Source organism: Sphingobium sp. JAI105 (assembly GCF_015752145.1).
Classification (GTDB): domain Bacteria; phylum Pseudomonadota; class Alphaproteobacteria; order Sphingomonadales; family Sphingomonadaceae; genus Sphingobium; species Sphingobium xenophagum.
The window spans coordinates 2712913-2738279 of record NZ_JADOUC010000001.1 but is presented as its reverse complement, the minus strand read 5'-3'; the positions used below and the strand labels follow the sequence as shown (position 1 = coordinate 2738279).

Here is a 25367-nt window from a genome sequence, read left to right as displayed (position 1 = left end):
TTTTTGCCATTATCGTGCATATGTTCGGCTTACTGTCGCACATTGCCGGGGTCGACTGCCGCCGCCCTCAGCGGTCCAGCCGCCGCCCCAGCGCGACCAGCAGATAAATGACCGGCGGCACCAGCAATGCGGACAGCACGACCTTGGCCAGCATCTGGCCCAGCAGCAGCTCGCCGATCGGAAAGACGCCGTAAAAGGCGATCGTCACGAACAGCAGCGTGTCGGCGATCTGCGACAGGATGCTCGCCACCGCCGCGCGCAGCCACAGCAGGCGGCCACCCTCCCGCCCCTTGAGCATCGCGAACAGGGTCACGTTCAATGTCTGCGACACGCCATAGGCGATGATGCCGCCCGCCCAGATGCGCGGCGTGCCGCCCATCATCATGGCAAAGGCTTGGGCGCGGGCCGGGTCCATATCTCCCGCAGCGGGAGCCGCCAGGACCAGGACCGACAGCAGGATAGAGGCGATCAGCGGCAGGAAGCCGATCTGCACCAGCCGGTTGGCCACCGCGCGACCGTGAAGTTCGGCCACTGCGCTGGAAATCGTCACCAGCAGCAGGAAGGCGAAGATGCCTGCCTCCACCGCCAGCGGACCCAGCCCCAATGCTGGCCCGATCGCCGACACCGGCCCCAGCGTCACCTGCTTGTTGCCCAGCACGCCCGCAATGCAGACCATGCCGCCATAAAAGATCGAAAAGCCAAAGAGCGATCGGCTGAGCGGCGCGGGAGAAGATGTCATCGCCGGGGCTTAGCCAAGATTACGCGGCAGGGGAAGGTGGGCAGTGCGGGCATGTTGCTCGGTCCGTCATCCCCGCGTCCACTGGCATGACGAACCTGTTGAAGTCCCTACCCCTCACCCCGCACCAGCCGATATTTCACGCCAAGCGTCTGCGCCAGATGCCGCAACCGCCGTTCCACCACTTCGCCGCCCAGCGCCACATCGTCGCTGTCCAGTTCCAGCAGCAGCAGCCCGTCCCGCAACGTCAGCCGCGTATGGGTCAGCGGCCGCTCGACCCCGCCGGACAGGCGCTGCGCGAGTCGGATCGCCAGCCCCCACAGCATCGCGCGGCGCAACGCCTCGGCACTGGCGAGCCGTTCCAGCCCCGGCGCGATCGCCGTGCCACCGCCGAAATGGCTGAACAGCGCCTGCCCCAGCATCGCCCGCTCCGCCGCGGTGATACCCACCCAATTGCTATGCAGCGCAATCTCCATGCCCCGTTCGGCGCGGAAATCGGGATTGGCGCGCCAACCGACATCGGCCAGCAGGCAGGCAGCGCGGCGGATACGGCGGGCGGCGGGCGCATCATCGGCGAACAGGGGCGCGATCCAGCGTTCGATCCGGTCGCCATGGCCGCGAAACCGCGATTGCGCCTCCCCCTCCGCTTCGGCTGCGACCAGCAGCGGATCATGCGCCCGAATTTCGGGCGGCAGCCCTTCGAACAGCAATCCCTCGCGCAGGCCATAGGCGGACACGACCAGACGGCTCGACCGCAACTGGCGCACGACCACCGACAGCAACGCCGCCGCATCGCCCAGCGTCGGCACGCGCGACCCGCTCATGCCCGGAATTTCCTTCAACCGCGCGCGATCGACATGGGACACGATACGGATCAGCTGCTCGGCGCGGGTCGCGGGCATTTCATATTGATGCACCACCGGCAGCGGAAACTGGGTCAGTTGCATGTCGAACCGCGCCAGCGCCCGCCACGACCCGCCGACCAGATAGAATGGCAGGTCAGGCGCCTGATGCCACCCGGCATCGGCCAGCATCTTGGCCACCTGCCGTTCCAGCAATCTTGGCCCTTTGGCGCGGATTTGCGGCAGGCGCAGCACGCCCAGCGGCAGGGATATGGTGTCATGCACCTGCCCATCCCTGATCCGCGCCAGTTCCAGACTGCCGCCGCCCAGATCGCCGACTATGCCGTCCGCATGCGGAATGCCCGACAGCACGCCCATCGCCGCGCCGACTGCTTCCTGCCGGCCCGACAGCAATTCCACCGTCAGCCCCATGGCGGCAGCGCGGGCGATGAATTCCGGCCCGTTGGTCGCGTCCCGCACCGCCGCGGTCGCCACGCAGCGAATATCGGCAACCTTCATCTGTCGGCACAGATGGGCAAAGCGTTCGGCCGCGCGCAGCCCGCGCTCCATCGGTTCCGGCTCGATCTGTCCGGTCCGCGCCAGCGCCGCGCCCAGCCCCGCCATCACCTTTTCATTGAACAGGATGAACGGGATGCGGCGCGGCCCGTCATACACCACCAGACGCACGCTGTTGGAACCAATGTCGATGATCGCGGTGCGACCCGTCGTCGGTTGCGCCGACATCGTCATCGTATGCGCCGCTTCGCGGACCCGGCTGAGCATGGAATTCATCAGGCTCAGGTCCGCCCGCGCAGGCGCAATGTCGGCACCGCTTCATTGTCCAGCGCCGCGCCCCGCCCCGACAAGGACGGGTTCGTCATGAAATAGCGGTGCAGGTTGAACGGCTTGTCGCCCGGATCGAGCCTGGTGTAATGCCCCGTGCTGTCGAGCGTCCAGCTTTGTTCGCTGTCGATCAGATTGGCGACCATCACCTGGTCCAAAATCTGGTCATGCACGGTCGGATTTTCGATCGGGGCCAGGAATTCGACGCGCCGGTCGAAGTTGCGCGGCATCCAGTCGGCCGAACTGATATAGACTTTGGCGCCGTTATTGGGCAGCGCCTTGCCATTGCCGAACACGGCAATGCGGCTATGTTCCAGAAAACGGCCGACCACCGACTTGACCCGGATATGCTCCGACATGCCCGGCACGCCGGGGCGCAGGCAGCAGATACCCCGCACGATCAGGTCGATCTGCACCCCGGCATTGCTGGCGGCATAGAGTTTTTCGATCAGCGCCGGGTCGACCAGGCTGTTCATCTTGGCCCAGATGGTGCCGGGGCGACCGGCGCGGACATGGTCGATCTCGGCATCCACCATCGCGCACAGATGATCGCGCAGGCTGCGCGGGGACATGACCAGCTTTTCCAGCCCCTGCGGCTCAACATAGCCGGTGATATAGTTGAACAGCGCGGCGGCATCCCGGCTGAAGGCCGGATCGGCGGTGAAGAAGCTCAGATCGGTATAGATGCGGGCCGTGACCGGATGATAATTGCCGGTGCCAAAATGGCAGTAGCTGCGAAACTGATCCCCCTCGCGCCGGATCACCATCGACACTTTGGCGTGAGTTTTCCAGTCGATGAAGCCATAGACGACCTGCACGCCGGCCCGCTCCAGCGCGTCGGCCCACATCAGGTTCTGCTCTTCGTCGAACCGCGCCTTCAATTCGACCACGGCGGTCACGGACTTGCCCGCCTCCGCCGCGTCGATCAGCGCGCGGATGATCGCGGACTGCTTGCCCGCGCGATAGAGCGTCTGCTTGATCGCCACCACATCGGGATCGACCGCCGCCTGCTTCAGGAACGCGACGACGACGTCGAACGCCTCATAGGGATGGTGGACGACAATATCCTTGGCCCGGATCGCGGCGAAACAATCACCGCCATATTCGCGGATGCGTTCGGGAAAGCGCGGCGCATAGGGTTCGAATTTCAGGTCGGGCCGGTCCTCCTCGACGACGCCGGACAGGTCGCCGATGCCGATGAACCCCTCCACCTCGACCACCACGGCCTCATGGCCCTGAAGCATGTCCTGCAACATCTCCTCGACCGGTTCGGGGATGCGCTCTTCTATCTCCATGCGGATGACGCGGCCCCGGCGGCGGCGCTTGATCGCGCTGCGATAGTGGCGGACCAGATCCTCGGCCTCTTCCTCGATCTCGATGTCGCTGTCGCGGATGATGCGGAACACGCCACTGTTGCGCACCATATATCCGGGGAACAGATCCACCGAAAAACGCCGCACCACCGCCTCCAGCGCCATGTAACGCGCCGGTTCGCCGGGAATGCGGACAAAGCGTGCGAGCGATGCGGGGATCATCACCAGTTCACGGATCGGCTGCTTGTCCGACAGGCGTTGCAGGTCGAAGACGATCGACAAGCCCTGATTGGGGATGAAGGGAAAGGGATGGGCCGGGTCCAGCGCCTGTGGCGTCAGGATCGGGAAGATCTGGTTCAGGAAATGGTCCCGCAGCCAGGCTTCGCTCAGCGGATCGATCGGACTGGTCGGGCCGACCACCTCGATCCCCACCTGCGCCAGCTCGCCATGGACGACGCCCCACACCTTCTGCTGCGCCTGCATCAGCCGGTCAGTTTCCGCCGCAATGGCGGTCAATTGCTGCCCCGCGGTCAGCCCGTCGGCCGAACACATGTCCACATCCTGCAACTGCTGGCCCTTGAGGCCCGCGACCCGGACGGAGAAGAATTCGTCCAGATTGGCGCCGGAGATCGACAGGAAGCGCAACCGCTCCAGCAGCGGATGGGCGCGGTTCATCGCCTCCTCCAGCACGCGCTGGTTGAACGCCAGCCAGGACAGCTCACGGTTGAAATAGCGACCCATCGGCTGGGTCAGGCTGGTCGCGGGATCGGCTTCGGCCACTGGGATCACTCGCACGGATCGAGGGAAGGGTCGGGCGCTACTATAGGCAGATAGCCAGCGCCTTGCAGGCAGTCTTTTGCCATTGAGATGGAAATCTTACGGCCAGATGACAAAGCCGCCTGGTCGAGCAGCCGCGTAACCGCCGCGATTGCGCCATAGCTGCGCTCGATCCGGCGCAACAGCCAGTCGGGCAGGTCGGCGGCGAAGCGTGCCCCCGCCGCGCCCAACTGGCGCTCGATCAGCGCGCGCGCCAGCGCCTCGTCCGGTTCGGCGATCGCGACATGGGGCGCAGCGGCCAGCCGCGATCGCAGGTCGGGCAGTGCCACGGTCCAGCTGGCGGGGGGCGCATGGCCGATCATCAGCAATGGCTGGCGGCTCGTCTGCGCCTCGTTCCAGGCATGGAACAGCGCATGTTCGTCCTTTCCCTGCGCATCGTCGATCACGCTGCCACCGCTCATCTGCGCGAAATGGTGCGCCAGCGTCGATCGGCCCGACAGGGGCGGCCCGGTCAGCACGCTCACCGACAGCGGCCAGTCGCGCCAGCGTTCCAGATGGGCGACCGCCTGGGCATTGGCGTCGCTGACCAGAAAATCTCCGCCGCTGGCCGCGCCTTGCCAGTCGAAAGGCAGGCTGATCTGGCTCATTGCTGTGATGGTGGCGTCGGCTGCGGCGCCTGCCTGCGCACGATGCGCAGGGTGGTGCCCGATACGCTGACGGTATAGCCGCGCGCCTGCAACCCGTTGCGCAGCATATCCACCGTGCCGTCAAAGCTGACCTGCATCACCGACGTGCCGCCCAGCGCCAGGCTGCTGGTCGATGCCGACCGCACGCCGGGGATCGCCCGCACCGCCGATTCGCCCGCGCTGATCGACCCGACATCGGGCGTGTCGAACTGGATCGCGAAACTGCTGGTGCCGCTCGTGCTGGCCGCCGTCGGCAGATCGTCCGTCTCGATCACCGTATCCATCGCATTCTCGATCGCCAGCGCGTCAGGATCGACCGGCTCCTCGATGATCAGCGACGGGTCGGGGCGCAGGCGGCCATCATTGAGCGCGCGGATATACATTTCATCGATCCGCCGCGCGCCCTCGTCCAGCATCTGCGCGACGCCGCTGGCATTGGACGCGCGCAGCGTCACGCTGCCGATCAGGCTGTTGTCCGGGCCATAGCGCGCGGTGAAGGTGCCGGTCACCGGGCCGCCGGGATAGGCGCGGTCCAGCCGCGCGATCGGGATCACCACGTCGGCCGCGCCATATTGGTCGAGCAGCACCCGCCACCACAGGCGTCCGCGCCGCCCGGTCTGTCCGGCCGTCAGCAATATCGGGTCCGCGACCGACCCGGCCACGCGCACATAGTCGATCGCGCTGTCGCCGGTGCGATACCGCGCCCAGGCCTTCTGCCATTCATTGGTCCGTTCATAGGACACCGCAGATCCGCCATCCCACAGAACCGGTATCACCAGCAGCGGCGGCGACCGCATGACATTGCCCGACACGCCCAGCAATTGCCCGGTACGTGCCCGGTCGAACAATATGCCCAATGTCGCGACATAACGGGTCGGTCCGGCCTGCTCGAAATCAATCTCTATGCCCGAAACCATCGCCTCGATCTGCGAATCGGACAGGGCCGGCGCACCGCCGCCGCCATGGGTGCGCGTCCACAGCATCCGCCACGCCTGCCGCTGCGCCATCCGCCACCCGGCATAGCGGGCGCTGTCGGCATCCTTGGCCACGACATCGACCTTGACCCCGCGCACCTCGAAATCGCCGCCACTGGCGATCGGCGGGACGCCGCGTTCCCCCTCCATCTGCGCAAACAGCGCTGCGGCAATCAGGCCGATGGCGATGGCGAGGAGGATCTGGACCGGGCGCGACACGGCGCGCAGCAGCGCGCCGGGCTGGAACGGCAGGCGATTAAGGGTCTGGCTCAGGCTCACGAGCGCCTTTTGGCGGGATTTGCCCAGGATGCCAAGCGCCAACCTTCACTATGCCCCACCCCTTACCGTTCGGGCTGAGCGAAGTCGAAGCCCTCTGCTGAACGCAGTGAAGCACCCCGCTACGCTCGGTGGAACGCTTCGACGTCGCTCAGGGCGAACGGATGTGCAATGATGCCGCCAAGATCGAAGGTTCCGTTTTGCCCGCCTTTGCTCTAGGGCGCTCCCCCATGAGTGAGAACGAATCCTACAGCTACGCCAAGGCTGGCGTCGACATCGCCGCGGGCAACGCCCTCGTCCGCGCCATCGCGCCGCTGGCCAAGGCGACCCGCCGCCCTGGCGCAGACGCCGAACTTGGCGGATTTGGCGGCTTTTTCGACCTGAAGGCCGCAGGCTATGACGATCCGCTGCTGGTCGCGGCCAATGACGGCGTCGGCACCAAATTGAAGCTTGCGATCGACCATAATCGCCATGATGGCGTGGGCATCGACCTGGTCGCCATGTGCGCCAACGACCTGATCGTCCAGGGGGCAGAGCCGCTTTTCTTCCTCGACTATTATGCCACCGGCAAGCTGGAAAGCGGCGTCGCCGAACGTGTCATCGCCGGGATAGCCGAGGGGTGCCGGATCGCCGGTTGCGCGCTGATTGGCGGCGAAACCGCCGAAATGCCCGGCATGTACGGGCCGGGCGACTATGATCTGGCCGGTTTCTGCGTCGGCGCGGTCGAACGGCAGAAGGCGCTGACCGGCAATCGGGTCAAGGTCGGCGACGTGCTGTTGGGCCTGGCATCCTCCGGCGTCCATTCCAACGGTTTCTCGCTGGTCCGCCGCCTTGCCGCCGACAAGGGCTGGAAGCTCGACCGTCCCGCCATTTTCGATCAGGATATTTTGCTGATCGACGCGCTGATGGCGCCCACCAAAATCTATGTGAAAAGCCTGCTGCCCCTGGTCCGCGCCGGCATGATCAATGCGCTGGCCCACATCACCGGCGGCGGACTGCTGGAAAATATCCCGCGCGTCCTGCCCGACGGCTGCCATGCGATGGTCGATGCCGACGCATGGGACCAGCCGCGCCTGATGGCCTTCCTCCAGGCGCAGGGCCATATCGAACCGGGCGAAATGGCGCGGACCTTCAACTGCGGCCTCGGCATGGTGCTGAGCGTCGAAGAAGACCATGTCGCAGGCGTCACCACCGCGCTCGAAGCCGCGGGCGAAACCGTCCATCGCATCGGCGAAGTGCAGGCAGGCGAGAAGGGCTGCACCGTGCGCGGCTCGGTCGAGACATGGAGCGGCAAGGCCGACTGGCGCGCCACCCATCTGGGCTAAAATCACCCCCTCCGTTCGTTTCGAGCGAAGTCGAGAAACGGTCGCGCCAGGGTTCTCGACTTCGCTCGAACCGAACGGATGTTGTTATGCAAAAGGCAAAAGTCGGCGTCCTGATCTCCGGTCGCGGGTCCAACATGGCGGCGCTGCTCTATGCGGCCAAGGCGGAAAGCTGCCCCTATGAGATCGTACTGGTCGCCGCCAACGATCCCGATGCCGCTGGGCTGACGCTGGCCGCTGCGGAGGGCATCCGCACCTTCGGTCAGAGCCATAAAGGCCATAAGCGCGCCGAGTTCGACCGGATCATCGACGCAAAGCTGCGCGCGGCGGGTGCGCAATATGTGGCGCTGGCGGGCTATATGCGCCTGCTGTCGCCCGAATTCGTGTCGGGTTGGGAAGGCCGGATGCTCAACATCCACCCCAGCCTGCTGCCCAAATATAAGGGGCTGGACACCCACCAGCGCGCCATCGACGCGGGCGACAGCCATGCCGGTTGCTCGGTCCATATCGTCACCGCCGAACTGGACGATGGCCCGGTGCTGGGCCAGACCGCCGTGGCGATCCTGCCCGGCGACACCGCCGACAGCCTGGCCGCCCGCATCCTCATCGCCGAACATCAGCTCTATTCCCGCACGCTGGCCGATTTCGTCACCCGCGAACGCCAGCCCGACTGGCTGCTCAACAAGGTCCGTGAAAGCGCGCTGGCCCTGCCGCAGGCGGACGAGATTGTTTCGCACGGCATGCCCTGCTTCGGCATCGTCAAGGGCAAGAAATTCGCCTATTTCACCCGCGACCATCATGGGGACGGCATCATTGCCCTGCTGGTCAAAACCACCGCGCCCGAAGAACAGGCCAGCCTGATCGAAGCCGATCCGGCCCGCTATTACCGCCCCGCCTATTTCGGCAATGAATGGGTCGGCATCCGGCTGGACCTGGGCGACACGGACTGGGACCATGTGGCGCAACGGCTGCGCGAAAGCTGGCGTCAGGTCGCTCCGCGCAAGCTGCTTGGCCTCATGGACATTGCGGACGAATTCTGACCCCTTCCCTTTGCCCGGCCGGATCACCATAGAGTGGAGCCATGACCGAAACGCCCGCATCCGCCCCAGAGGCCGCCATCGAGATCCGCAATCTCACCAAAATCTACAAGGGCGGCAAGCGCGCGCTCGACGGCATGAAGCTGTCGATCCCGCGCGGCCAGATTTACGGTCTGCTCGGCCCCAATGGCGCAGGCAAATCGACGACGATCAATATCCTGGCGGGCATGGTCAACAAGACGTCGGGCACAGCCCGCATCTGGGGCTTCGATACGGACGTCAATCCGCGCAACGCGAAAAACTCCATCGGCATCGTGCCGCAGGAAATCGTGTTCGACCCCTTCTTCACGCCCTTCGAGACGCTGGAAAATCAGGCCGGCTATTATGGCGTGCCCAAGGGTCAGCGCCGATCGATGGAATTGTTGCGTGCCGTCCATCTGGAGGACAAGGCGCACGCCTATGCCCGCACATTGTCAGGCGGCATGAAGCGCCGCCTGCTGGTGGCCAAGGCGATGGTCCATTCCCCCCCGATCCTGGTGCTCGATGAGCCGACCGCGGGCGTCGACGTGCAATTGCGCCAGCAACTCTGGGCCTATGTGCGCGAACTCAATGCGCTGGGCGTCACCATCGTCTTGACGACCCATTATCTGGAAGAGGCCGAGGAACTGTGCGACCGCATCGGCATCATCAATCATGGCCGCCTGATCGCCGACAAGCCGACCCGCGAACTGGTCGACATGGCGCAGGAAAAGGTGGTGCAGGTGACCGTGGACCGCGACATTACGACCCCGCCTGACGCTCCCTGTTTCGAGAAGGTCGAACGATCGGGCGACCGCACGCTGACCATCACCTACCTCAAGGACCGCGCCAATGCGGGCCAGGTGCTCAGCGCCGTGCAGGCCAGCGGCCTGGCGATTGTCGACGTCGTGACGCGCGACCCGGATCTGGAGGATGTGTTCCTCAATCTGACGGCGGCGGCGTGAACGACGAAGCCCATTTTGTCCCCCCTCCCGCAAGCGGGAGGGGGCTAGGGGGTGGGCAAACACGACCTTTCAAGCACCGCGCCACCCTTCGCGCCAAGGCATTGCGCCATAGCGCCACCACCCCGGAGCAATTGCTTTGGCAATGCTTGAAAGGACGAAAACTTGGCCACAAATTCAGTCGCCAAATGCCGATCGGGCCTTATTTCGCTGATTTTCTCTGTCGAGAATTGAAATTCGTCATCGAACTTGACGGCACCAGTCACGATCAAAGCGTCAATCATGACATTCGGCGTGATGCTTATTGCCATTCCCTCGGTTTCCAAATCTTGCGCATTTCTAATCGCGATGTGATGACAAACCTCGAAGGCGTGGTGTCGCATATCAAAACGACCCTTGCGCAGGCCCACCCCCACCCCCTCCCGCCTGCGGGAGGGGAGTAAATAAGAAGCAGCAAGACCATATAATGCCCACAACCACCCACGACGTCATCATCATCGGCTCCGGCGCTGCAGGGCTGACAGCCGCCATCAACCTCGCGCAGGATCGCAAGGTGCTGGTGCTGGCCAAGGGCGCGCTGGACGGCGGGTCGACCAACTGGGCGCAGGGCGGCATTGCCGCCGTACTCGACGCCGGTGACAGTTTCGAGGCGCATGTCGAAGATACGATGGTCGCGGGCGCTGGCCTCAATGATCGCGCCACGGTCGAGTTCGTCGTGTCCGAAGCGCCTGCCGCGATCGAGCGCCTCGCCAAACTCGGCGTTCCGTTCAACGCCGGTGAGGATTTCGGCGATCGCTGGCACCTGACGCGCGAGGGCGGGCACAGCCATCGCCGCATCGTCCATGTCGATGATGCCACCGGCCATGCGGTGCAGGTCGCCCTGCTGAAGGCCGCCCGCGCCAATCCCAACATCACCCTGATCGACGATCTGATCGCGATCGACCTCATCACCTCCCGCCATGGCGAGCGCTATTCGGGCGATGGCCATGTCTGGGGCGTCTATGCCTTCAACAAGAAAACCAAGCATGTCGATGCGCTGCTGGGCAAGGCGACGATCCTGTGCACCGGGGGCGCGGGCCGCACCTATCTTTTCTCCACTGCCCCGCGCGGCGCCACCGGCGACGGCATCGCCATGGCCTGGCGTGCGGGTTGCCGCGTGTCGAACATGGAAATGAACCAGTTCCACCCGACCTGCCTCTATAATCTGGAGGTCAAGAATTTCCTGATCACCGAGGCGGTGCGCGGCGAAGGCGGGCATCTGAAACTGCCGCCCGGCGTACCCGGCGGCGGCGAGCGCTTCATGCCGCGATTCGACCCGCGCGAGGAACTGGCCCCGCGTGACGTGGTGGCCCGCGCCATCGACCATGAAATCAAGCGGCTGGGCCTCGATTATGTCCATCTCGACATCAGCCACAAGCCGCCGGAGTTTGTGCGGCAGCATTTCCCGACCATCTATGCCCGGCTGCTGGACCTGGACATCGACATTACCAAGGAGCCGATTCCGGTCGTCCCCGCGCAACATTATACCTGCGGCGGCGTGGTGATCGACCTGGATGGCCGCACCGACCTGCCGGGTCTCTATGCCGCCGGCGAAGTGACCGAAAGCGGCCTCCATGGCGCCAATCGCCTGGCGTCCAACTCGCTGCTCGAATGTTTCGTGTTCGGCGAAGCCGCCGCCAAACATATCCGCCATCACTGGGACGAATTGCCCGCCCCGCCGCCCATCCGGCCATGGGACGAAAGCCGCGTGACCAACAGCGACGAAGAAGTCATCGTCCAGCATAACTGGAAAGAGATACGTCGCTTCATGTGGGATTATGTCGGCATCGTCCGCACCACCAAGCGGCTGGAACGCGCCCAGCACCGCGTCGCCCTGCTGGCGCAGGAGGTCGATGATTATTACGGCAATTTCCGCGTCACGCCGGACCTGATCGAACTACGCAACCTGCTGGAGGTCGCCCGACTGGTCGTGCGCTCCGCACTCCATCGCAAGGAAAGCCGGGGACTGCATTATACCCTCGATTATCCCGACATGCTGGAAAAGGCCGTCGACACGGTGCTGACGCCGTAAAAAAATGGCGCGGTCGCCGGGTCGGCGCCGCGCCTCAAGGTGGAGGAGGGAGACGCTGAAAGCGCATCCGATTTCCGCCCTACCCCTGTCGCTCGCACCACGCTTTGACGCCTATCAAATATCCTTGAGGAAAGCACCGAGCGCGGCCTGAAAGCGTGCAGGCTGATCCGCCATCACCATATGGCCGCTGGGGCCAATGGCGCGCAGCACGGCATCCTTCTTGGGGGCATAGGCGCTGCGGAACCGGCTGGTGATGACCGCTGCCTGCTCCCGGTCCGCGCCGACCGCATAGACTATCTCAAGCGGGATAGAGAGGCGCGCGAGTTGCGGGCCAAGATCGATATTCGCCAGATCGCGCAAGGCGTTGGCGATGACTTCGGGATCGCTGCCCCTGGCGCCGGGCGCCTGGCCCACAATCTGCGCCAGATAGCGTCGCCCTGCGACTGTCCCGGTCAGATAGCCGCCAAGCTGGTCCGCCAGAAAGCCAAGGCCGCTGGCAGTGCCGCCGACCATCGCCGCCCCGGCTGGCAGCATGTCGACCACCATCGCCCGGCCAGCCACGCCCTTGAGCCCCACCATCATCGCCAGTGTGCCGCCCATCGAATGACCCACGATCGCCGGGCGCTTGAGGCCAGAGACCGTGATGTAGCGGGCAATTTCGTCGGCCAGCGGCTGAACCAGCGGGCCGCTGGCATTGGCATCCGCCGCCAACCCTGCAAAGCCGCGCACCTGAACCAGATGGAAGCGATAGCCTGGCATCGCGCCCAGCACCCCGTTCCAGATGCCCGGACCACTGGCAAGGCCGGGGATCAGCAGCACGTCCCGCCCCGCCCCCCGTACCGTCACCGCGATCCGGCGCGAGGTAAAGGGCGCAGCCTGCGCCGTCCCGCTCCACACCAGGCCGCTCGCCGCGAGCATCCCGCCGAGCAGCGCCCGCCTGTCCATGCCTTTGTCCATCATGCCGCCCTATTGCCGCTGCGCCGCTTAACCGCAACTGAGCGGAAGCGGTTTCGTGCTGGTTCCCCGTTAAGCCTCCTTACATCGCATTTGTGGAATCATTCGTCGCATCGGCCTTGCCCGCCAACCGGGCGGCTGACCCTAAATGGCACTTGCAGAGTGCGGGGAATGGAATGAGATCGAATGATAGCCGGGGCGGTTCTGCGCGCCTGGTCCTGTTGATGGCGGCGCTGTCCGCCTGCGTAAGCGCCCCCGAACCGCGCCCGGCGCAGGCTGCTGCCGCCGCGCCCAAGGGCGTGCAGCCCACGACCAACACCTGGCCGATCCGCAAGGTCGCCAACCCGCCCCTGCCCTACAGGGACATCGACCAGACCGAAACGCCCTCCCCCGCGCTGGTCAGCGTCGTGCGCAATCTGGGGCAAAGTTTCCGGGGCAAGGTGGGCATCGCCGTTCGCAGGATCGGCGCGGACTGGACCGTGGCATGGAATGGCAATGCGCTGTTCCCGCAGCAGAGCGTGTCCAAACTTTGGGTCGCGATGACGTTCCTGGACGCTGTCGACCGGGGCAAGCTGCGCCTGGCGGACACCACGACCATCACTCGCAACGACCTGACCCTGTTTCACCAGCCGACCGCCGCGATGGTCGGGACCAAAGGCTGGACCACCAGCTATTCCGACCTGATGCGCCGGGCCATGACGCAAAGCGACAACACCGCCAACGACACGCTGCTGCGCGCGGTCGGCGGGCCGGACGCCGTGCGTGGCTTTCTGGCGCGGCGGATGATCAAGGACATCCGCTTTGGTCCGGGCGAAAGGCTGCTGCAATCGGCGACGGCGGGGCTCGACTGGCGGCAGGATTATGCGATCGGCCGCAACTTCTACACTGCCCGCGCAAGGGTGCCGATGGCCGCGCGGGTGAAGGCGCTGGACAATTACCTCGCCAGCCCGCCCGATGGGGCGGCGCCCGCCGCGATCGTCCAGGCGCTGGCAAGGCTGAAACAGGGCGATATGCTATCGTCCGCATCCTCCCGCCTGCTGCTGTCGATCATGTCGGAGGCCAAGACCGGGCCGCAGCGGATCAAGGGCGGGGTGCCGCCGGGCTGGTCCTATCTGCACAAGACCGGGACCGGCCAGGATCTGCCGCCACGCTCCACCGGATATAATGATGTCGGCATCATGACTGCGCCTGATGGCACCAGCTACGCGGTCGCCGTGATGATCGGCAGCACCACCGTCTCCATCCCAGAACGCTGGGCGCTGATGCAGGCTGTGGCAAAGGCCGTCGCGGCGAACCACGAGCCGAAATGAGATAAGGGCGCGCGCCGGTGACGCGCGGTTCGATCGATCGGGTCCGGTCGCCGGACTTTCTGTCGACCTGACGACTGGAGGGAGGATGCGTAACCCGCTATCCCCCTTCCCCATGACCCAGAATCACCTCTATCTCGTCGATGGCAGCGGCTATATTTTTCGCGCCTATCACCAGCTCCCGCCGCTCACCAACCAGCATGGCCAGCCGGTCGGCGCTGTCTATGGCTATACGACGATGCTGTGGAAACTGGCGGAGGAACTGGGCAAGGCGGAAGGACCAACGCATATGGCGGTGATCTTGGACAAGGGGTCGCACACCTTCCGCAACGATATGTACGACCAGTATAAGGCGAACCGCCCGCCCGCGCCCGAAGATCTGGTCCCGCAATTCCCGATGATCCGCGACGCGACCCGCGCCTTCTCCCTCCCCTGTATCGAGGAGGCGGGATATGAAGCGGACGACCTGATCGCCAGCTATACAAGGGCGGCGATTGCGGCGGGATGGCATGTCACCATCGTCAGTTCGGACAAGGATCTGATGCAGCTGATCCAGCCGGGCGTCGACATGTATGACACGATGAAGAATGAACGGCGCGGGGCCGATTATGTCGTCGGCAAATTCGGCGTACAGCCGGAGCAACTTGGCGACGTGCTGGCCCTGATGGGCGACAGCGTGGACAATGTGCCGGGTGTGCCGGGCATCGGTCCCAAGACGGCGGCCAAGCTGATCGTCGAATATGGCGGGCTGGAAGCGGCGCTGGAGGCAGCACCGGCGATGAAGAAGTCCAAGATGCAGGAAAATCTGATCGCCCATGCCGACATGGCACGCCTGTCGCGGCGGCTGGTGGCGCTGCATGACAGTATGGATCTGCCCGAACCGTTGGAGGATCTTGCGCTCAAGGGTATTCCCAAGGAGCCGTTGCAGGATTTCCTGACGCATCACGGCTTCAAGACGCTGCTCAACCGGCTGGGCGCCCCAGCCGCCGCCGTCGCGGTGGCCGCGGTCGCCTCCGGCGTGCCGGAACCCGTCGCCACCCCGGTCGCGCCGCAGGAACCGGCTATCGACCGCAGCCTGTATGAAACCGTCGTCAGCGAAGAAGCGCTCGACCGCTGGATCGCACAGGCGACGGCGGAAGGGATCGTCGCGGTTGATACCGAAACCGACATGCTCGATTGCGTGTCCTGCCAGTTGGTGGGGGTGAGCCTGGCGACCGGCCCCAACAAGGCCTGCTACATCCCGATCGGCCATGGCGGGCGCGACATGTTTGCCGAAAAGCCGGAGCAACTGCCGCTGGCGACCGTGCTGGCGAAGCTCAAACCGCTGCTGGAGGATGATGCAGTCCTGAAGGTGGGGCAGAATCTGAAATATGACATGACCGTGCTGCGGCGGCACGACATCGCCGTCACGCCGTTCGACGACACGATCGTCATGAGCTTCGACTTGGATGCCGGTCAAAGCCTGTCGGGCCACGGCATGGATGAGGCCGCACGCACGCACCTCAATCATGAGTGCATCAGCTTCAAGGAAGTGGTCGGCACCGGCAAGAGCCAGATCAGCTTTGCAGAAGTGCCGCTGGACAAGGCGACCGCCTATGCCGCCGAGGATGCGGACGTGACGCTGCGCCTGTGGAAGCTGTTCAAGACGCGGGTAGCCAATGAAGGCGCAAACCGCGTCTATGAACTGGTCGACCGTCCGCTGGTGCCGGTGATCGCGCGGATGGAGCATCGCGGGATCAAGGTGGACCGCGAGCATCTGGCGCGGCTGTCGGGCGAATTTACCGCTGGCATCGCTGCGCTGGAGACGGAGATTCACGAACTGGCGGGGCAACCCTTCGCGATCGGATCGACCCAGCAACTGGGCGCGATCCTGTTCGACAAGATGGGCTATAAGGGCGGCAAGAAGGGCAAGTCCGGCGCCTATTCCACCGACGTCACCATCCTTGAGCAACTGGCCGCGCAAGGTGCGCCGATCGCCAGCAAAATATTGGAATGGCGTCAGCTTTCCAAACTCAAATCCACCTATACCGACGCGCTGCAAGCCCAGATCAACAAGGATACAGGCCGGGTCCACACCAGTTACTCGCTGACCGGGGCGCAGACCGGACGGCTTTCCTCGACTGATCCCAACCTGCAAAATATTCCGATCCGCACCGAAGTCGGGCGGCAGATCCGCCATGCCTTCGTCGCGGAACCGGGCAATGTCATATTGGCAGCCGACTATAGCCAGATCGAATTGCGGCTGGCCGCGCATATGGCCGATGTGCCTGCGCTGAAGGATGCCTTCGCGGCGGGCGAGGATATTCACGCGGCGACCGCCAAGGAACTGTTTGGCGAGGTCAACCGCGACACGCGCGGCCGGGCCAAGACGATCAACTTCGCGATCCTCTACGGCATCTCGCGTTGGGGACTGGCCGGACGGCTGGAGATCAGCGCGGACGAGGCGCAGGAGATGATCGCCAAATATTATGAGCGCTTCCCCGGCATCAGCATCTATATCAACGAAACGATCGAGAAGGCGCGGGAACGCGGCTATACCGAGACTTTATTCGGGCGAAAGACCTGGTTCCCGCGCATCCGCGCATCGATCCAGCACGAACGGCAGGGCGCCGAACGCGCCGCGATCAACGCACCGATCCAGGGGACCAGCGCCGACATCATCAAACGGGCGATGGCGCGCATGGAACCGGCGCTGGAGGCGGCGGGGCTGCCGGGCGTCAGGATGCTGCTGCAAGTGCATGACGAACTGGTGTTCGAACTGCCGGAGGGCGATGTGGACGCCGCCAGCGCCGTGATCCGCCGCGTCATGGAAAGCGCCGCCGAGCCGATCGTAAAACTGAGCGTGCCGTTGGGCGTGGAAATCGGCACGGGGCCAAGTTGGGGCGCCGCGCATTGAGGTCGGGTTTCAAAGAGTAAGTGACATTCCAGCCTTCATTGGCATGACGATCATGATTTTGTCCGTCATGCCAGCGCAGGCTGGCATCTCCCTGCCTTTTGAAGCAACTTGACTTCCATGAGGGGCGGCTGGGTATACGTCATGACAAACCGCGCATACGGCGTGCTGTATGTCGGCGTTACCTCCAGCCTGCCGCACCGTGCTATGCAACACCGCGAAGGCACCGGGTCGGATTTCTGCAGACGCTATCGGCTCGACCGGCTGGTCTATGCTGAGCCGCACGAGACAATCATGGACGCAATCGCGCGGGAAAAAGCGATAAAGGCTTGGAAGAGAGAGTGGAAAGTCGAATTGATCGAGAGCATCAATCCCAAATGGGTTGATTTGTTCGACACGTTGCATTTGGATTGATGGGCAGCGAGAAGAAGGGGGATGCCAGCGTTCGCTGGCATGACGGGGAAAGGATACGCAAAAAGGCCGGCCCCGCAGGACCGGCCTTCCTATCAATCGAACAGCTCTTCCAGAAAGCTCTTCTTGCGCTTTTTCGGGTAGCCCCGCCCGTCGTCGCGATAATCGCGGTCCGGGCGGTAGCTGGGTTGCGCGAAGGGCGCTGGCCGGGCGGGCGCAGCCGTGTCGGACATGGCCCGGTCGATAATCTTGTCCAGTTCGCCCCGGTCCAGCCACACCCCCCGGCATTGCGGGCAATAGTCGATTTCGACCCCCTGCCGATCCGTCATCGCCAATCCGACGTGACAGACCGGGCAGAGCATGGCCGATACGGCCGCTTGTTCCCGCATCCGCTTACTCCCGCTCGCCGGTCAGGCTGAGGAGCATCTGGAACAGGTTGACGAAGTTCAGGTACAGCGACAGCGCGCCCATCACCTGCATCTTCGCCGCCATTTCATGGCCGGCATAGGCGAAATATTCCGACTTGATCCGCTGCGTATCCCATGCTGTCAGGCCCGTGAAGATCACCACGCCCAGGATCGAGATGACCATCGCCATCGCCGACGATCCGATGAAAAGATTGATCAGGCTGGCGACGATGATGCCAATGAGGCCCATGATCAGGAAGCTGCCCATCTTCGTCAGGTCACGCTGCGTGGTATATCCCCACAGCGACATGGCCAGGAACATGACGGCGGCCGAGAAAAAGGCCTGCGCGATACTGCCGCCGGTGAACACCAGGAAGACGCTGGCCAGCGACACGCCCATCACGGCGGAAAAGGCCCAGAAGGCCATGCGCGCGCCTGCGGTCGTCATCTTTTCGATGCGGAAGCTGAAGAAAAAGACAAAGGCCAGCGGCGCGAAGATCGCCACCCATTTGAGCGGCGTGCCGAAGATGACAGCGGCCAGCACCGGCGTATTGCCGATGAACGCCGCGACCAGGCCGGTAATCACCAGACCCAGGCCCATATTGCGGAAAACGCCCAGCATGTGCGCGCGCAGCCCGGCGTCGGTCTGCGCCGTGCGGCTCGCACCATAGCCCGGCATACGAACGGGATTATTCACGTAAGGTCACTCCATCCATCAAGATATGGTTCGAGTGGCCCGGTGCGGTCTCCTGCGGCATATGAGGGGGGAATTGCCGCAAAACCTGCACCGGGCGCACCCGATGCGGTCCGACATCACGGCTGGACCAGGGGGGAGAAGTCCAGCGCGTCAGAGGGGCCCGGCCCGCACCAACCATATTGGCGGAGGAACGCGCCGGTACAAGAGCCGGAGGCCGGCGCAACATTTTATTACAAATTCTCGGTTCTTCCCCCGCGCGGCGAGGATTTCTTCTTATTGACCCATGCGCCGCTTCGCGTCATCGCTCTGCGCCATGTCCGACGACCAGCATATCGCAGCGCCCTTGCGCCTGTTCAACAGCCTGACCCGCACGATCGAGCCGTTCGCGCCGATCGAGGACAATCATGCGCGCGTCTATAGCTGCGGACCGACCGTCTATAATTATGCGCATCTGGGCAATTTGCGCGCCTATGTCTTTACCGACACTTTGCGGCGGACGCTGCTGTGGAAGGGGCTGTCGGTCACCCACATCATCAACATCACCGATGTCGGCCATCTGACCAGCGACGCGGACGCGGGCGATGACAAGATGGAGGCGGCGGCCCGCGCCAGCGCCAAGAGCATCTGGGACATTGCCGCCCACTATACGCAGGCTTTCAAGCAGAATATCGCCGACCTCAACATCATCGCGCCCAGCGAATGGACGGTCGCGACCGACTATGTGCCGCAGATGATCGCATTTGCCGAGCGGATCGCGCCAGCACATTGCTATGAACTGGACAGCGGCCTCTATTTCGACAGCGCGACCGTGCCTGATTATGGCGCGCTGGCTGGTGGGCGGGACGATGCCGCCCATGCCCGGATCGATCCGGTCGCGGGCAAGCGCAACCCGTCCGACTTTGCGATCTGGCGCAAGTCGCCGCCCGGCGAACAGCGGCAGATGGAATGGGACAGTCCGTGGGGCAAGGGCGCGCCGGGTTGGCATCTGGAATGTTCGGTGATGAGCCAGGCGCGCCTTGGCCATCCGTTCGACATCCATACCGGCGGCATCGACCATCGCGAAATCCATCATCCCAATGAAATTGCCCAGAATCAGGCCTTCCACGCCTGCTGCGGCCCGGATGTCGGCGCGGCGGAAGCGGGCTTCACCGGCGCGCGCTGGTGGATGCACAATAATTTCCTGGTCGATCGCAGCGGCAAGATGAGCAAGTCAAAGGGCGGTTTCACCACGCTCTTTTCGCTGATCGACGCGGGCGTGCATCCGCTGGCCTATCGGTTGCTGTGCCTGGGCGCGCATTATCGCAGCGAACTGGAATTCAGCGCGGAGGGTGTCGGCGCGGCACTCACCCGTCTGAAGCGGCTGGTCATGGGCGTCGAGGGTCTGAAGACCCGCGCCGAAGGGGTGACGTGGCAATCGCCCCGGCTCGACTATTTGCGCGCCAACATGCACCCCAAACTCGCGCCCCTGCTGGAGCAGTTTGACGCGGCGATCAGCGATGACCTGATGACGCCGCGCGCGCTGCCTTTGCTGGAAGAGGCTATTGCGCTCAAGAAAGTGCCGGTGGATGAGAAACTCTGCCTGATCGCGGCCTTCGACGCGGCGCTGGGTCTTAACCTCATGACCCTCACCCGCGCCGACCTGCGCCTCCAGCCCAAGGATGCGCAGATCGCGCCGGAAGAGATTGAGGCGGAACTGGAACGCCGTGCCGCCGCGCGCGCCGACAAGGATTTCGCCCTGTCGGACGAGATACGCGACGCCCTGATCGCGCGCGGGGTCGATGTCATGGATGGCGATCCGCTGCGCTGGGACTGGCGCCTGACGCTGGCATGATCGTCCGGCCCAAACGCTTGTAACTTGACGCCAAAGCCCCCGCGCCCGCAAAGGATGCCGTAGGGGCAGAGTCAGGGGACAGGCGATGGGGCTTTTGGCAGGCAGGATAGCCGTGATGCTGGCGCTGGCGACGATGCCGGTGCTGCCGGGCGTTGCCCAGACCGTGCCGGGCTTTCGCGTCGACGATCCGCGCCACGCCCAATTGCGCGCGCTCGATGAAAAAGCGACGACCCTGTTCGAAAATGACGATTTCGCCCAGTCGATGTCGCAAAAGACGCGCGACGCCTGGGCGGCGTTGCACGACAAGGCGATGAAGGTGCGCGTGGGCAACCACCCTCATCCGCTGGCGGGCGTCGGCCTGATCAAGCTGGGGTCCATGGACCAGATCGAGGGCAAGAATCCCTCCGCCCTCGCCCATGTGGACAAGGGGCTGGCGCTGATCGCGCCGTTCCGCGACGCCTATCCCATCGCCTGGCTGGAAGGCATGTCGGTCAAGGGCTATGTCCAGTCGATCATTGGCGACGTCACCGCCGGGGCGGAGACGCTGGCGCAGGCCAGCGCCTATGCCGATGGCTATTTCGCGCGCGTCGGGCCAAAGGCGCTTTCCGAAGCAGACTATATGCTCAAGTCCAACATCGCCTTTTCCCATGCGCAGGCACTATCGCGGCTGGGGCGCTATGGCGAAGCCGTCGACGCCCAGCGCGCCAGCCTGGAAGCGCGCACGACCAGCCTTGGCCCCAATCATCCCGATACGGTGGCCGCGACCTACACCTATGCGCAGATGCTCTATCGCGCGGCGCGGCTGGTCGAGGCGGAAAAATATGCGCGGCTGGCGGTCAATATCGCGACCGACCATGTTGATCGCAAACATCCCAGCTATCATCGGTCGCTGGAAATGCTGGGGCTGCTGCTGGCGCGGACGGGGCGACGGGCGGAAAGCCTGGATTATATGGAGCGCTCCATCGCCATCAAGCGCGAGACGGTGGGGACGAAAAGCCTCTTCTATCATTTCGGCCTCTATAACATGGCCGGCGTGCTGTTGCCGATGGAACGCTATAGCGATGCCGAACCGCTGTTTCTGGAGGCGGAGCGCGGTTTTCGGACGATCGAGGGCGACAATAGCCCGCAAGGCGCGCGCGCACTGGCCTTTGCCGCCGTTGCCAGTGCCGCGTCCGGACGGTCGGAGGAGGTGATCGAGCGTACGCGCACGGCGATGGACCGCGTCCGCACACCGACCGCCAGCGATCGGGACATGGGACAGCGTGTCTATCCGCTGCTCGTCCCCGCGCTGATCGCCACCAGACAGCAGGACGCCGCGCGGGCCGCCGCCGCCGATTATCTGCGCGAAACCCGGCAGATCGATGACGCGCCTGCCTTCGCGCTGGCCAATGCCGCCATGATGGCCGCCTGGGCACAGGGTGACGGCGCTGTCGCGGCGGCGCGGCAAATGGCCGGGCTGCTGCGCGAAAGCCAGTCGCTCGACGATGATGGCGACCTGAATGAGGAACAGCGCGCTGCGCTCGATACCATCCTCAAGATCGCGGTGCAGGCGAACGACCCGGCGCTGGCGCTGGACGCCATGGCGATTCTGGCCGGATCGCGCATTGCCCAGGCCAACAGGCTAGTGGCAGAGCGGCTGGTGGCCGATCCAGCGCTCGCCGCGCGGGTCCGCACCTTGCAGGACAAGCTGAAGGCGCTGGCCAAGGCGGACAGCGCGTTGCTCAAGGCGCTGGCGACCGACAAGGATGTCGACGCCGCGCGCGCCGCCCGCTCCGCCGTGGAGGCCATTGCCGAGGCCGAACGGGCCGCCATCGCCCGCGACTATCCCCGCTGGATCGAGGCGCGCGGCGGCATCCGGCCCGACCTTGCGACATTGCGCGCGGGATTGGCGCAGGACGAAGCCTTGCTGGCGGTAATGCCCGCCTTTGACGGGGTGTATCTGCTGGCGGTCGATGCCGACGGCGCGACCGTGGAGCGCGCGGGGTTGGGCCGCGCCGCCATGGTCGCGCTGGTCGACCGGCTGCGCGGCACGATGACACCCGGCGGGTTCGACCGGACCGCTGCGCATGATCTCTATGCCCAGATTTTCACGCCTACCATCCTCGCCCGGCTGGGCAAGGCAAAGGCGTTGCGGATCGTGCCCACCGGCGCTTTCGCCTCGCTGCCCTTCGCGATGCTGCCGCAGCGGCCCGTCGTTACGATCGATCGGGATACGCCCTGGCTGATCCGCCGCTTCGCGATAGAGGTACAGCCTGGCTTTGCCACCGGCCCGGCGGCGCCACAGCGGATCGCCATGCGTAACCAGAGCTTTCTGGGCGTCGGCGCGCCTGCCCCCTTTGCCGCCGGGACCAGGCCAGCGGCACCTGCGCTGCTCGCGGCGAACCATTATTTTCGGGGCGGCACGGCCGATGCGGCTGCCTTGTCCGAACTGCCGTCCCTGCCCGGATCGCTCGCCGAATTGCGCGCCGTGGCGGATCGCTTCGGCTCGGATCGCGCGACCCTGCTGGTCGGGGCGCAGGCAAGCGAAGCGGCACTGCGCGCGCAGGATCTCGCGCCCTATTCCGTCATCCTGTTTGCGACCCACGGACTGGTCAGCGGCCAGATGGAGGGCGTGACCGAACCGGCGCTGGTCCTGTCTCCGCCCTCCCCCGGCACCGGCGATGACGGACTGCTGACCGCTTCGGAGGTCGCGGCAATGCGGATCGGCGCGGACTGGGTGATCCTGTCGGCCTGCAACACGGCGGCGGGCGACAGCGCGCAGGCACCGGCCTATTCGGGACTGGCGCAGGCGTTCCGCTATGCAGGGGCGGGATCGCTGCTGGTATCGCACTGGCCGGTGCGCGACGATGCCAGCGCTTTCGTGACGCTCGAAACGGTGAAAGCCGCCAACCGGGGGACGCCCCGCGCGGTGGCGCTCCAGAAGGCGATGCGCAAGCTGATGCGGTCAGGGCGGGCCGATGCGGCACAACCCTATATCTGGGCGCCGTTCATCCTGATCGGGCGCTGAAGGGATTTCAGCCCGCTTCCAGCGCCGCGCCTGCTTCCATCCAGACTTCCTCCGCCGCTTCCAGCTTCTTTTCCACTGCGGCGCGCTTCACCATCAGTTCGCTAGTCGTCATCTTCGCTTCCGCCCCGGTGGCGGCCTTGGGATCGAACAGCACGGCGTCGATCCGCTTGCGCTCGGCGATCAGCGCCGCCATTTCCTTTTCGGCGCGGGAGACGGCGTTTTTGAGCGCCTTCTGCTTTTCGCGCCATTCCGCCGCTGCCTTCTTGTCAGCCTTGCGATCGACCTTGGGCGCGTCGCCGCTGCTGTTGCCATCGGCCTTGCGCAGGACGATGTCGGTATAATCCTCCAGGCTGCCGTCGAACGGCTGGGCCGTCCCGCCATCGACCAGCACCAGCCGGTCGGCCACCAGTTCGATCATGTGCCGGTCATGGCTGACGATCACCACCGCGCCATTATAATCGTTGAGCGCCTGCACCAGCGCCTCGCGGCTGTCGACGTCCAGATGGTTGGTCGGTTCGTCGAGGATCAGCAAATGCGGCGCATCACGGGTGATGAGCGCCAGCGCCAGCCGCGCGCGCTCGCCACCGGACATGCTCCCGACCTTCTGGATTGCGCGTTCGCCCGAAAAGCCGAACCGCCCCAGTTGCGCGCGCACCGCGCCGGGGGTTGCCCCCTTCATGACGCGGGTCATATGTTCCAGCGGCGTATCGGTGACGTCCAGTTCCTCCACCTGATATTGGGTGAAATAGCCGACCTGCATCTTGGACGAGCTTTGCATCTGCCCTTCCATCGGCGCGAGTTGCGCCGCGATCAGGCGGGCCAGCGTCGTCTTGCCGTTGCCGTTGCGGCCCAGCAGCGCCAGCCGGTCGTCCGGGTCGATGCGCAGATTGACCCGGCGCAGGATCGGCGTGTCGCCATAGCCGACCGCCGCCATGTCCATGGTGATCAGCGGCGGGCGCAGTTCGGGCGGGCTGGGGAAGCTGAACGCCAGCGTGGGGTCTTCGATCGCCGCCGCAATCGGCTGCATCCGTGCCAGCGCCTTGGCGCGCGACTGGGCCTGTTTCGCAGTGGATGCGCGCGCGGAGTTGCGCGCGACATAATCCTGCAATTTCTCCCGCTCGGCCTGCTGCTTGACCCGCGCAGATTCAAGCTGGGCGAGGCGTTCGGCCCGCTGCCGCTCGAATGCGTCATAGCCACCGGGATAGAGGGTGACCTTGCCGCCCTCCAGATGCAGGATATAATCGACGACGTTGTTGAGCAGGTCACGCTCATGACTGATCACGACCACCGTGCCCCGATAGGCTTTCAGGAAATTTTCCAGCCACATCGTCGCTTCAAGGTCGAGATGGTTCGACGGCTCGTCGAGCAGCAGCAGGTCGGGATTGGAGAAGAGCAGCGAGGCGAGCGCCACCCGCATCTTCCAGCCGCCCGAATAGCTGTCGAGCGGACGCCCCTGCATTTCCTCGTCAAAGCCAAGCCCCACCAATATGCGCGCGGCGCGGGCGGGCGCGGTATAGGCGTCGATGCTGGTCAGCCGCTCATAGATATGGCCCAGGCGATCGGGGTCTTCGGTATGCTCGGCCTCCGCCATCAATGCGGCGCGCTCCTTGTCCGCTTCCAGCACCGTTTCGAACGGGGTCGCGGTGCCGCTGGGGGCTTCCTGCGCAATATAGCCAAGGCGCGTGTCGCGCGGCATGTCGCAACTGCCATCGTCGGGATCGAGCTGGCCGATCATGACCTTCATCAGCGTGGACTTGCCCGCGCCATTGCGACCGATCAGGCCGACCCGGCTGCGTGGGGGAAGCGCCGCGCTGGCGCGGTCGAGGATGGTGCGGCCACCAAGGCGCACGGTGATACCGTTAAGATTGAGCATGGGGGCGCTTTAGCAGGAAGCCACGCACAGGGAAGGGGCTTGCGCCCCTGTCTCCATTCTCCGCCCTCAAGCGACGCTGCTTTTGTCGGGGCCAGGTCTGCGAAAGCCGGTGCGGGTCGCCGCGCGTCAG

The 25367-nt window shown here is 64.8% G+C and carries 19 protein-coding genes; 10 read left to right on the top strand and 9 right to left on the bottom strand.

All coding sequences use genetic code 11. The annotated features are described in order from the left end of the window. Positions 1-67: 67 nt before the first annotated feature. From IWY39_RS13135 to IWY39_RS13115, 5 genes are all read right to left on the bottom strand, one after another. Positions 68-739: a queuosine precursor transporter gene (locus IWY39_RS13135; RefSeq protein WP_017183826.1), complete on the bottom strand. Its 672-nt coding sequence runs from the start codon at positions 737-739 to the stop codon at positions 68-70. A 107-nt stretch (positions 740-846) separates the two neighbouring features. Continuing rightward, the gene (locus tag IWY39_RS13130; RefSeq protein WP_107123371.1) at positions 847-2370 is read right to left on the bottom strand and encodes a Ppx/GppA family phosphatase; all 1524 of its coding nucleotides are present in this window, start codon (positions 2368-2370) and stop codon (positions 847-849) included. A gap of 5 nt (positions 2371-2375) precedes the next feature. Further along, entirely contained in the window at positions 2376-4514 is a 2139-nt protein-coding gene (locus IWY39_RS13125) for an RNA degradosome polyphosphate kinase (RefSeq protein ID WP_107123539.1), read from the bottom strand. A gap of 5 nt (positions 4515-4519) precedes the next feature. Beyond that, entirely contained in the window at positions 4520-5158 is a 639-nt protein-coding gene (locus IWY39_RS13120; protein WP_107123372.1) for a chromosomal replication initiator DnaA, read from the bottom strand. Next, positions 5155-6450 (bottom strand): heavy-metal-associated domain-containing protein, encoded by a 1296-nt coding sequence (locus IWY39_RS13115; RefSeq protein ID WP_181316562.1) that lies wholly within the window; start codon positions 6448-6450, stop codon positions 5155-5157. The genes IWY39_RS13120 and IWY39_RS13115 overlap by 4 nt, the downstream gene beginning before the upstream one ends. Before the next feature lie 227 nt (positions 6451-6677). Here IWY39_RS13115 and purM point away from each other — a divergent pair, with 227 nt between their 5' ends. The 5 genes from purM (at position 6678) to nadB (ending at position 11857) form a co-directional block, all read left to right on the top strand. Beyond that, a complete protein-coding gene (purM, locus tag IWY39_RS13110) occupies positions 6678-7772 on the top strand; it encodes a phosphoribosylformylglycinamidine cyclo-ligase (protein ID WP_107123374.1) in 1095 nt (364 codons plus the stop codon). An 86-nt stretch (positions 7773-7858) separates the two neighbouring features. Next, positions 7859-8809, top strand: coding sequence for a phosphoribosylglycinamide formyltransferase (gene purN, locus IWY39_RS13105; RefSeq protein ID WP_107123375.1), 951 nt, complete (start codon positions 7859-7861; stop codon positions 8807-8809). 41 nt (positions 8810-8850) lie between these two features. Then, positions 8851-9789: an ABC transporter ATP-binding protein gene (locus IWY39_RS13100; protein ID WP_107123376.1), complete on the top strand. Its 939-nt coding sequence runs from the start codon at positions 8851-8853 to the stop codon at positions 9787-9789. Next, on the top strand, positions 9786-10229 hold the full coding sequence (locus IWY39_RS13095) for an endonuclease domain-containing protein (RefSeq protein ID WP_107123377.1): 444 nt from the start codon (positions 9786-9788) through the stop codon (positions 10227-10229). The genes IWY39_RS13100 and IWY39_RS13095 overlap by 4 nt, the downstream gene beginning before the upstream one ends. Before the next feature lie 23 nt (positions 10230-10252). Then, positions 10253-11857, top strand: coding sequence for an L-aspartate oxidase (nadB, locus tag IWY39_RS13090; RefSeq protein ID WP_017183817.1), 1605 nt, complete (start codon positions 10253-10255; stop codon positions 11855-11857). A 114-nt stretch (positions 11858-11971) separates the two neighbouring features. Here nadB and IWY39_RS13085 read toward each other — a convergent pair whose 3' ends face one another. Further along, complete coding sequence (locus IWY39_RS13085) at positions 11972-12817, bottom strand: alpha/beta fold hydrolase (protein ID WP_107123378.1); 846 nt, start codon at positions 12815-12817, stop codon at positions 11972-11974. A gap of 170 nt (positions 12818-12987) precedes the next feature. On the opposite strand from IWY39_RS13085, the gene IWY39_RS13080 reads away from it, so the two are divergent. The 3 genes from IWY39_RS13080 (at position 12988) to IWY39_RS13070 (ending at position 17425) form a co-directional block, all read left to right on the top strand. Beyond that, positions 12988-14121 carry a serine hydrolase gene (locus IWY39_RS13080; protein ID WP_107123379.1) on the top strand — a complete coding sequence of 378 codons (1134 nt, stop codon included), beginning with the start codon at positions 12988-12990 and terminating at the stop codon, positions 14119-14121. Positions 14122-14233: 112 nt separating this feature from the next. Next, positions 14234-17014 carry a DNA polymerase I gene (gene polA / locus IWY39_RS13075; RefSeq protein ID WP_107123380.1) on the top strand — a complete coding sequence of 927 codons (2781 nt, stop codon included), beginning with the start codon at positions 14234-14236 and terminating at the stop codon, positions 17012-17014. A gap of 117 nt (positions 17015-17131) precedes the next feature. Next, a complete protein-coding gene (locus IWY39_RS13070) occupies positions 17132-17425 on the top strand; it encodes a GIY-YIG nuclease family protein (protein ID WP_107123381.1) in 294 nt (97 codons plus the stop codon). Positions 17426-17517: 92 nt separating this feature from the next. Here the strand turns inward: IWY39_RS13070 and IWY39_RS13065 are convergent, their stop codons facing one another. Both IWY39_RS13065 and IWY39_RS13060 read right to left on the bottom strand, forming a co-directional pair. Then, positions 17518-17811, bottom strand: a complete 294-nt coding sequence (locus IWY39_RS13065) for a TFIIB-type zinc ribbon-containing protein (RefSeq protein WP_107123382.1) — start codon at positions 17809-17811, stop codon at positions 17518-17520. Positions 17812-17815: 4 nt separating this feature from the next. Then, the gene (locus tag IWY39_RS13060) at positions 17816-18508 is read right to left on the bottom strand and encodes a Bax inhibitor-1/YccA family protein (protein ID WP_107123383.1); all 693 of its coding nucleotides are present in this window, start codon (positions 18506-18508) and stop codon (positions 17816-17818) included. 331 nt (positions 18509-18839) lie between these two features. On the opposite strand from IWY39_RS13060, the gene IWY39_RS13055 reads away from it, so the two are divergent. Together IWY39_RS13055 and IWY39_RS13050 are read left to right on the top strand one after the other, a co-directional pair. Continuing rightward, positions 18840-20357 (top strand): cysteine--tRNA ligase, encoded by a 1518-nt coding sequence (locus IWY39_RS13055; protein WP_107123540.1) that lies wholly within the window; start codon positions 18840-18842, stop codon positions 20355-20357. Between the two features lie 115 nt (positions 20358-20472). Next, entirely contained in the window at positions 20473-23364 is a 2892-nt protein-coding gene (locus tag IWY39_RS13050) for a CHAT domain-containing protein (RefSeq protein WP_107123384.1), read from the top strand. 7 nt (positions 23365-23371) lie between these two features. Here IWY39_RS13050 and IWY39_RS13045 read toward each other — a convergent pair whose 3' ends face one another. Continuing rightward, positions 23372-25237 (bottom strand): ABC-F family ATP-binding cassette domain-containing protein, encoded by a 1866-nt coding sequence (locus tag IWY39_RS13045; protein ID WP_017183808.1) that lies wholly within the window; start codon positions 25235-25237, stop codon positions 23372-23374. Between the last annotated feature and the right edge of the window lie 130 nt (positions 25238-25367).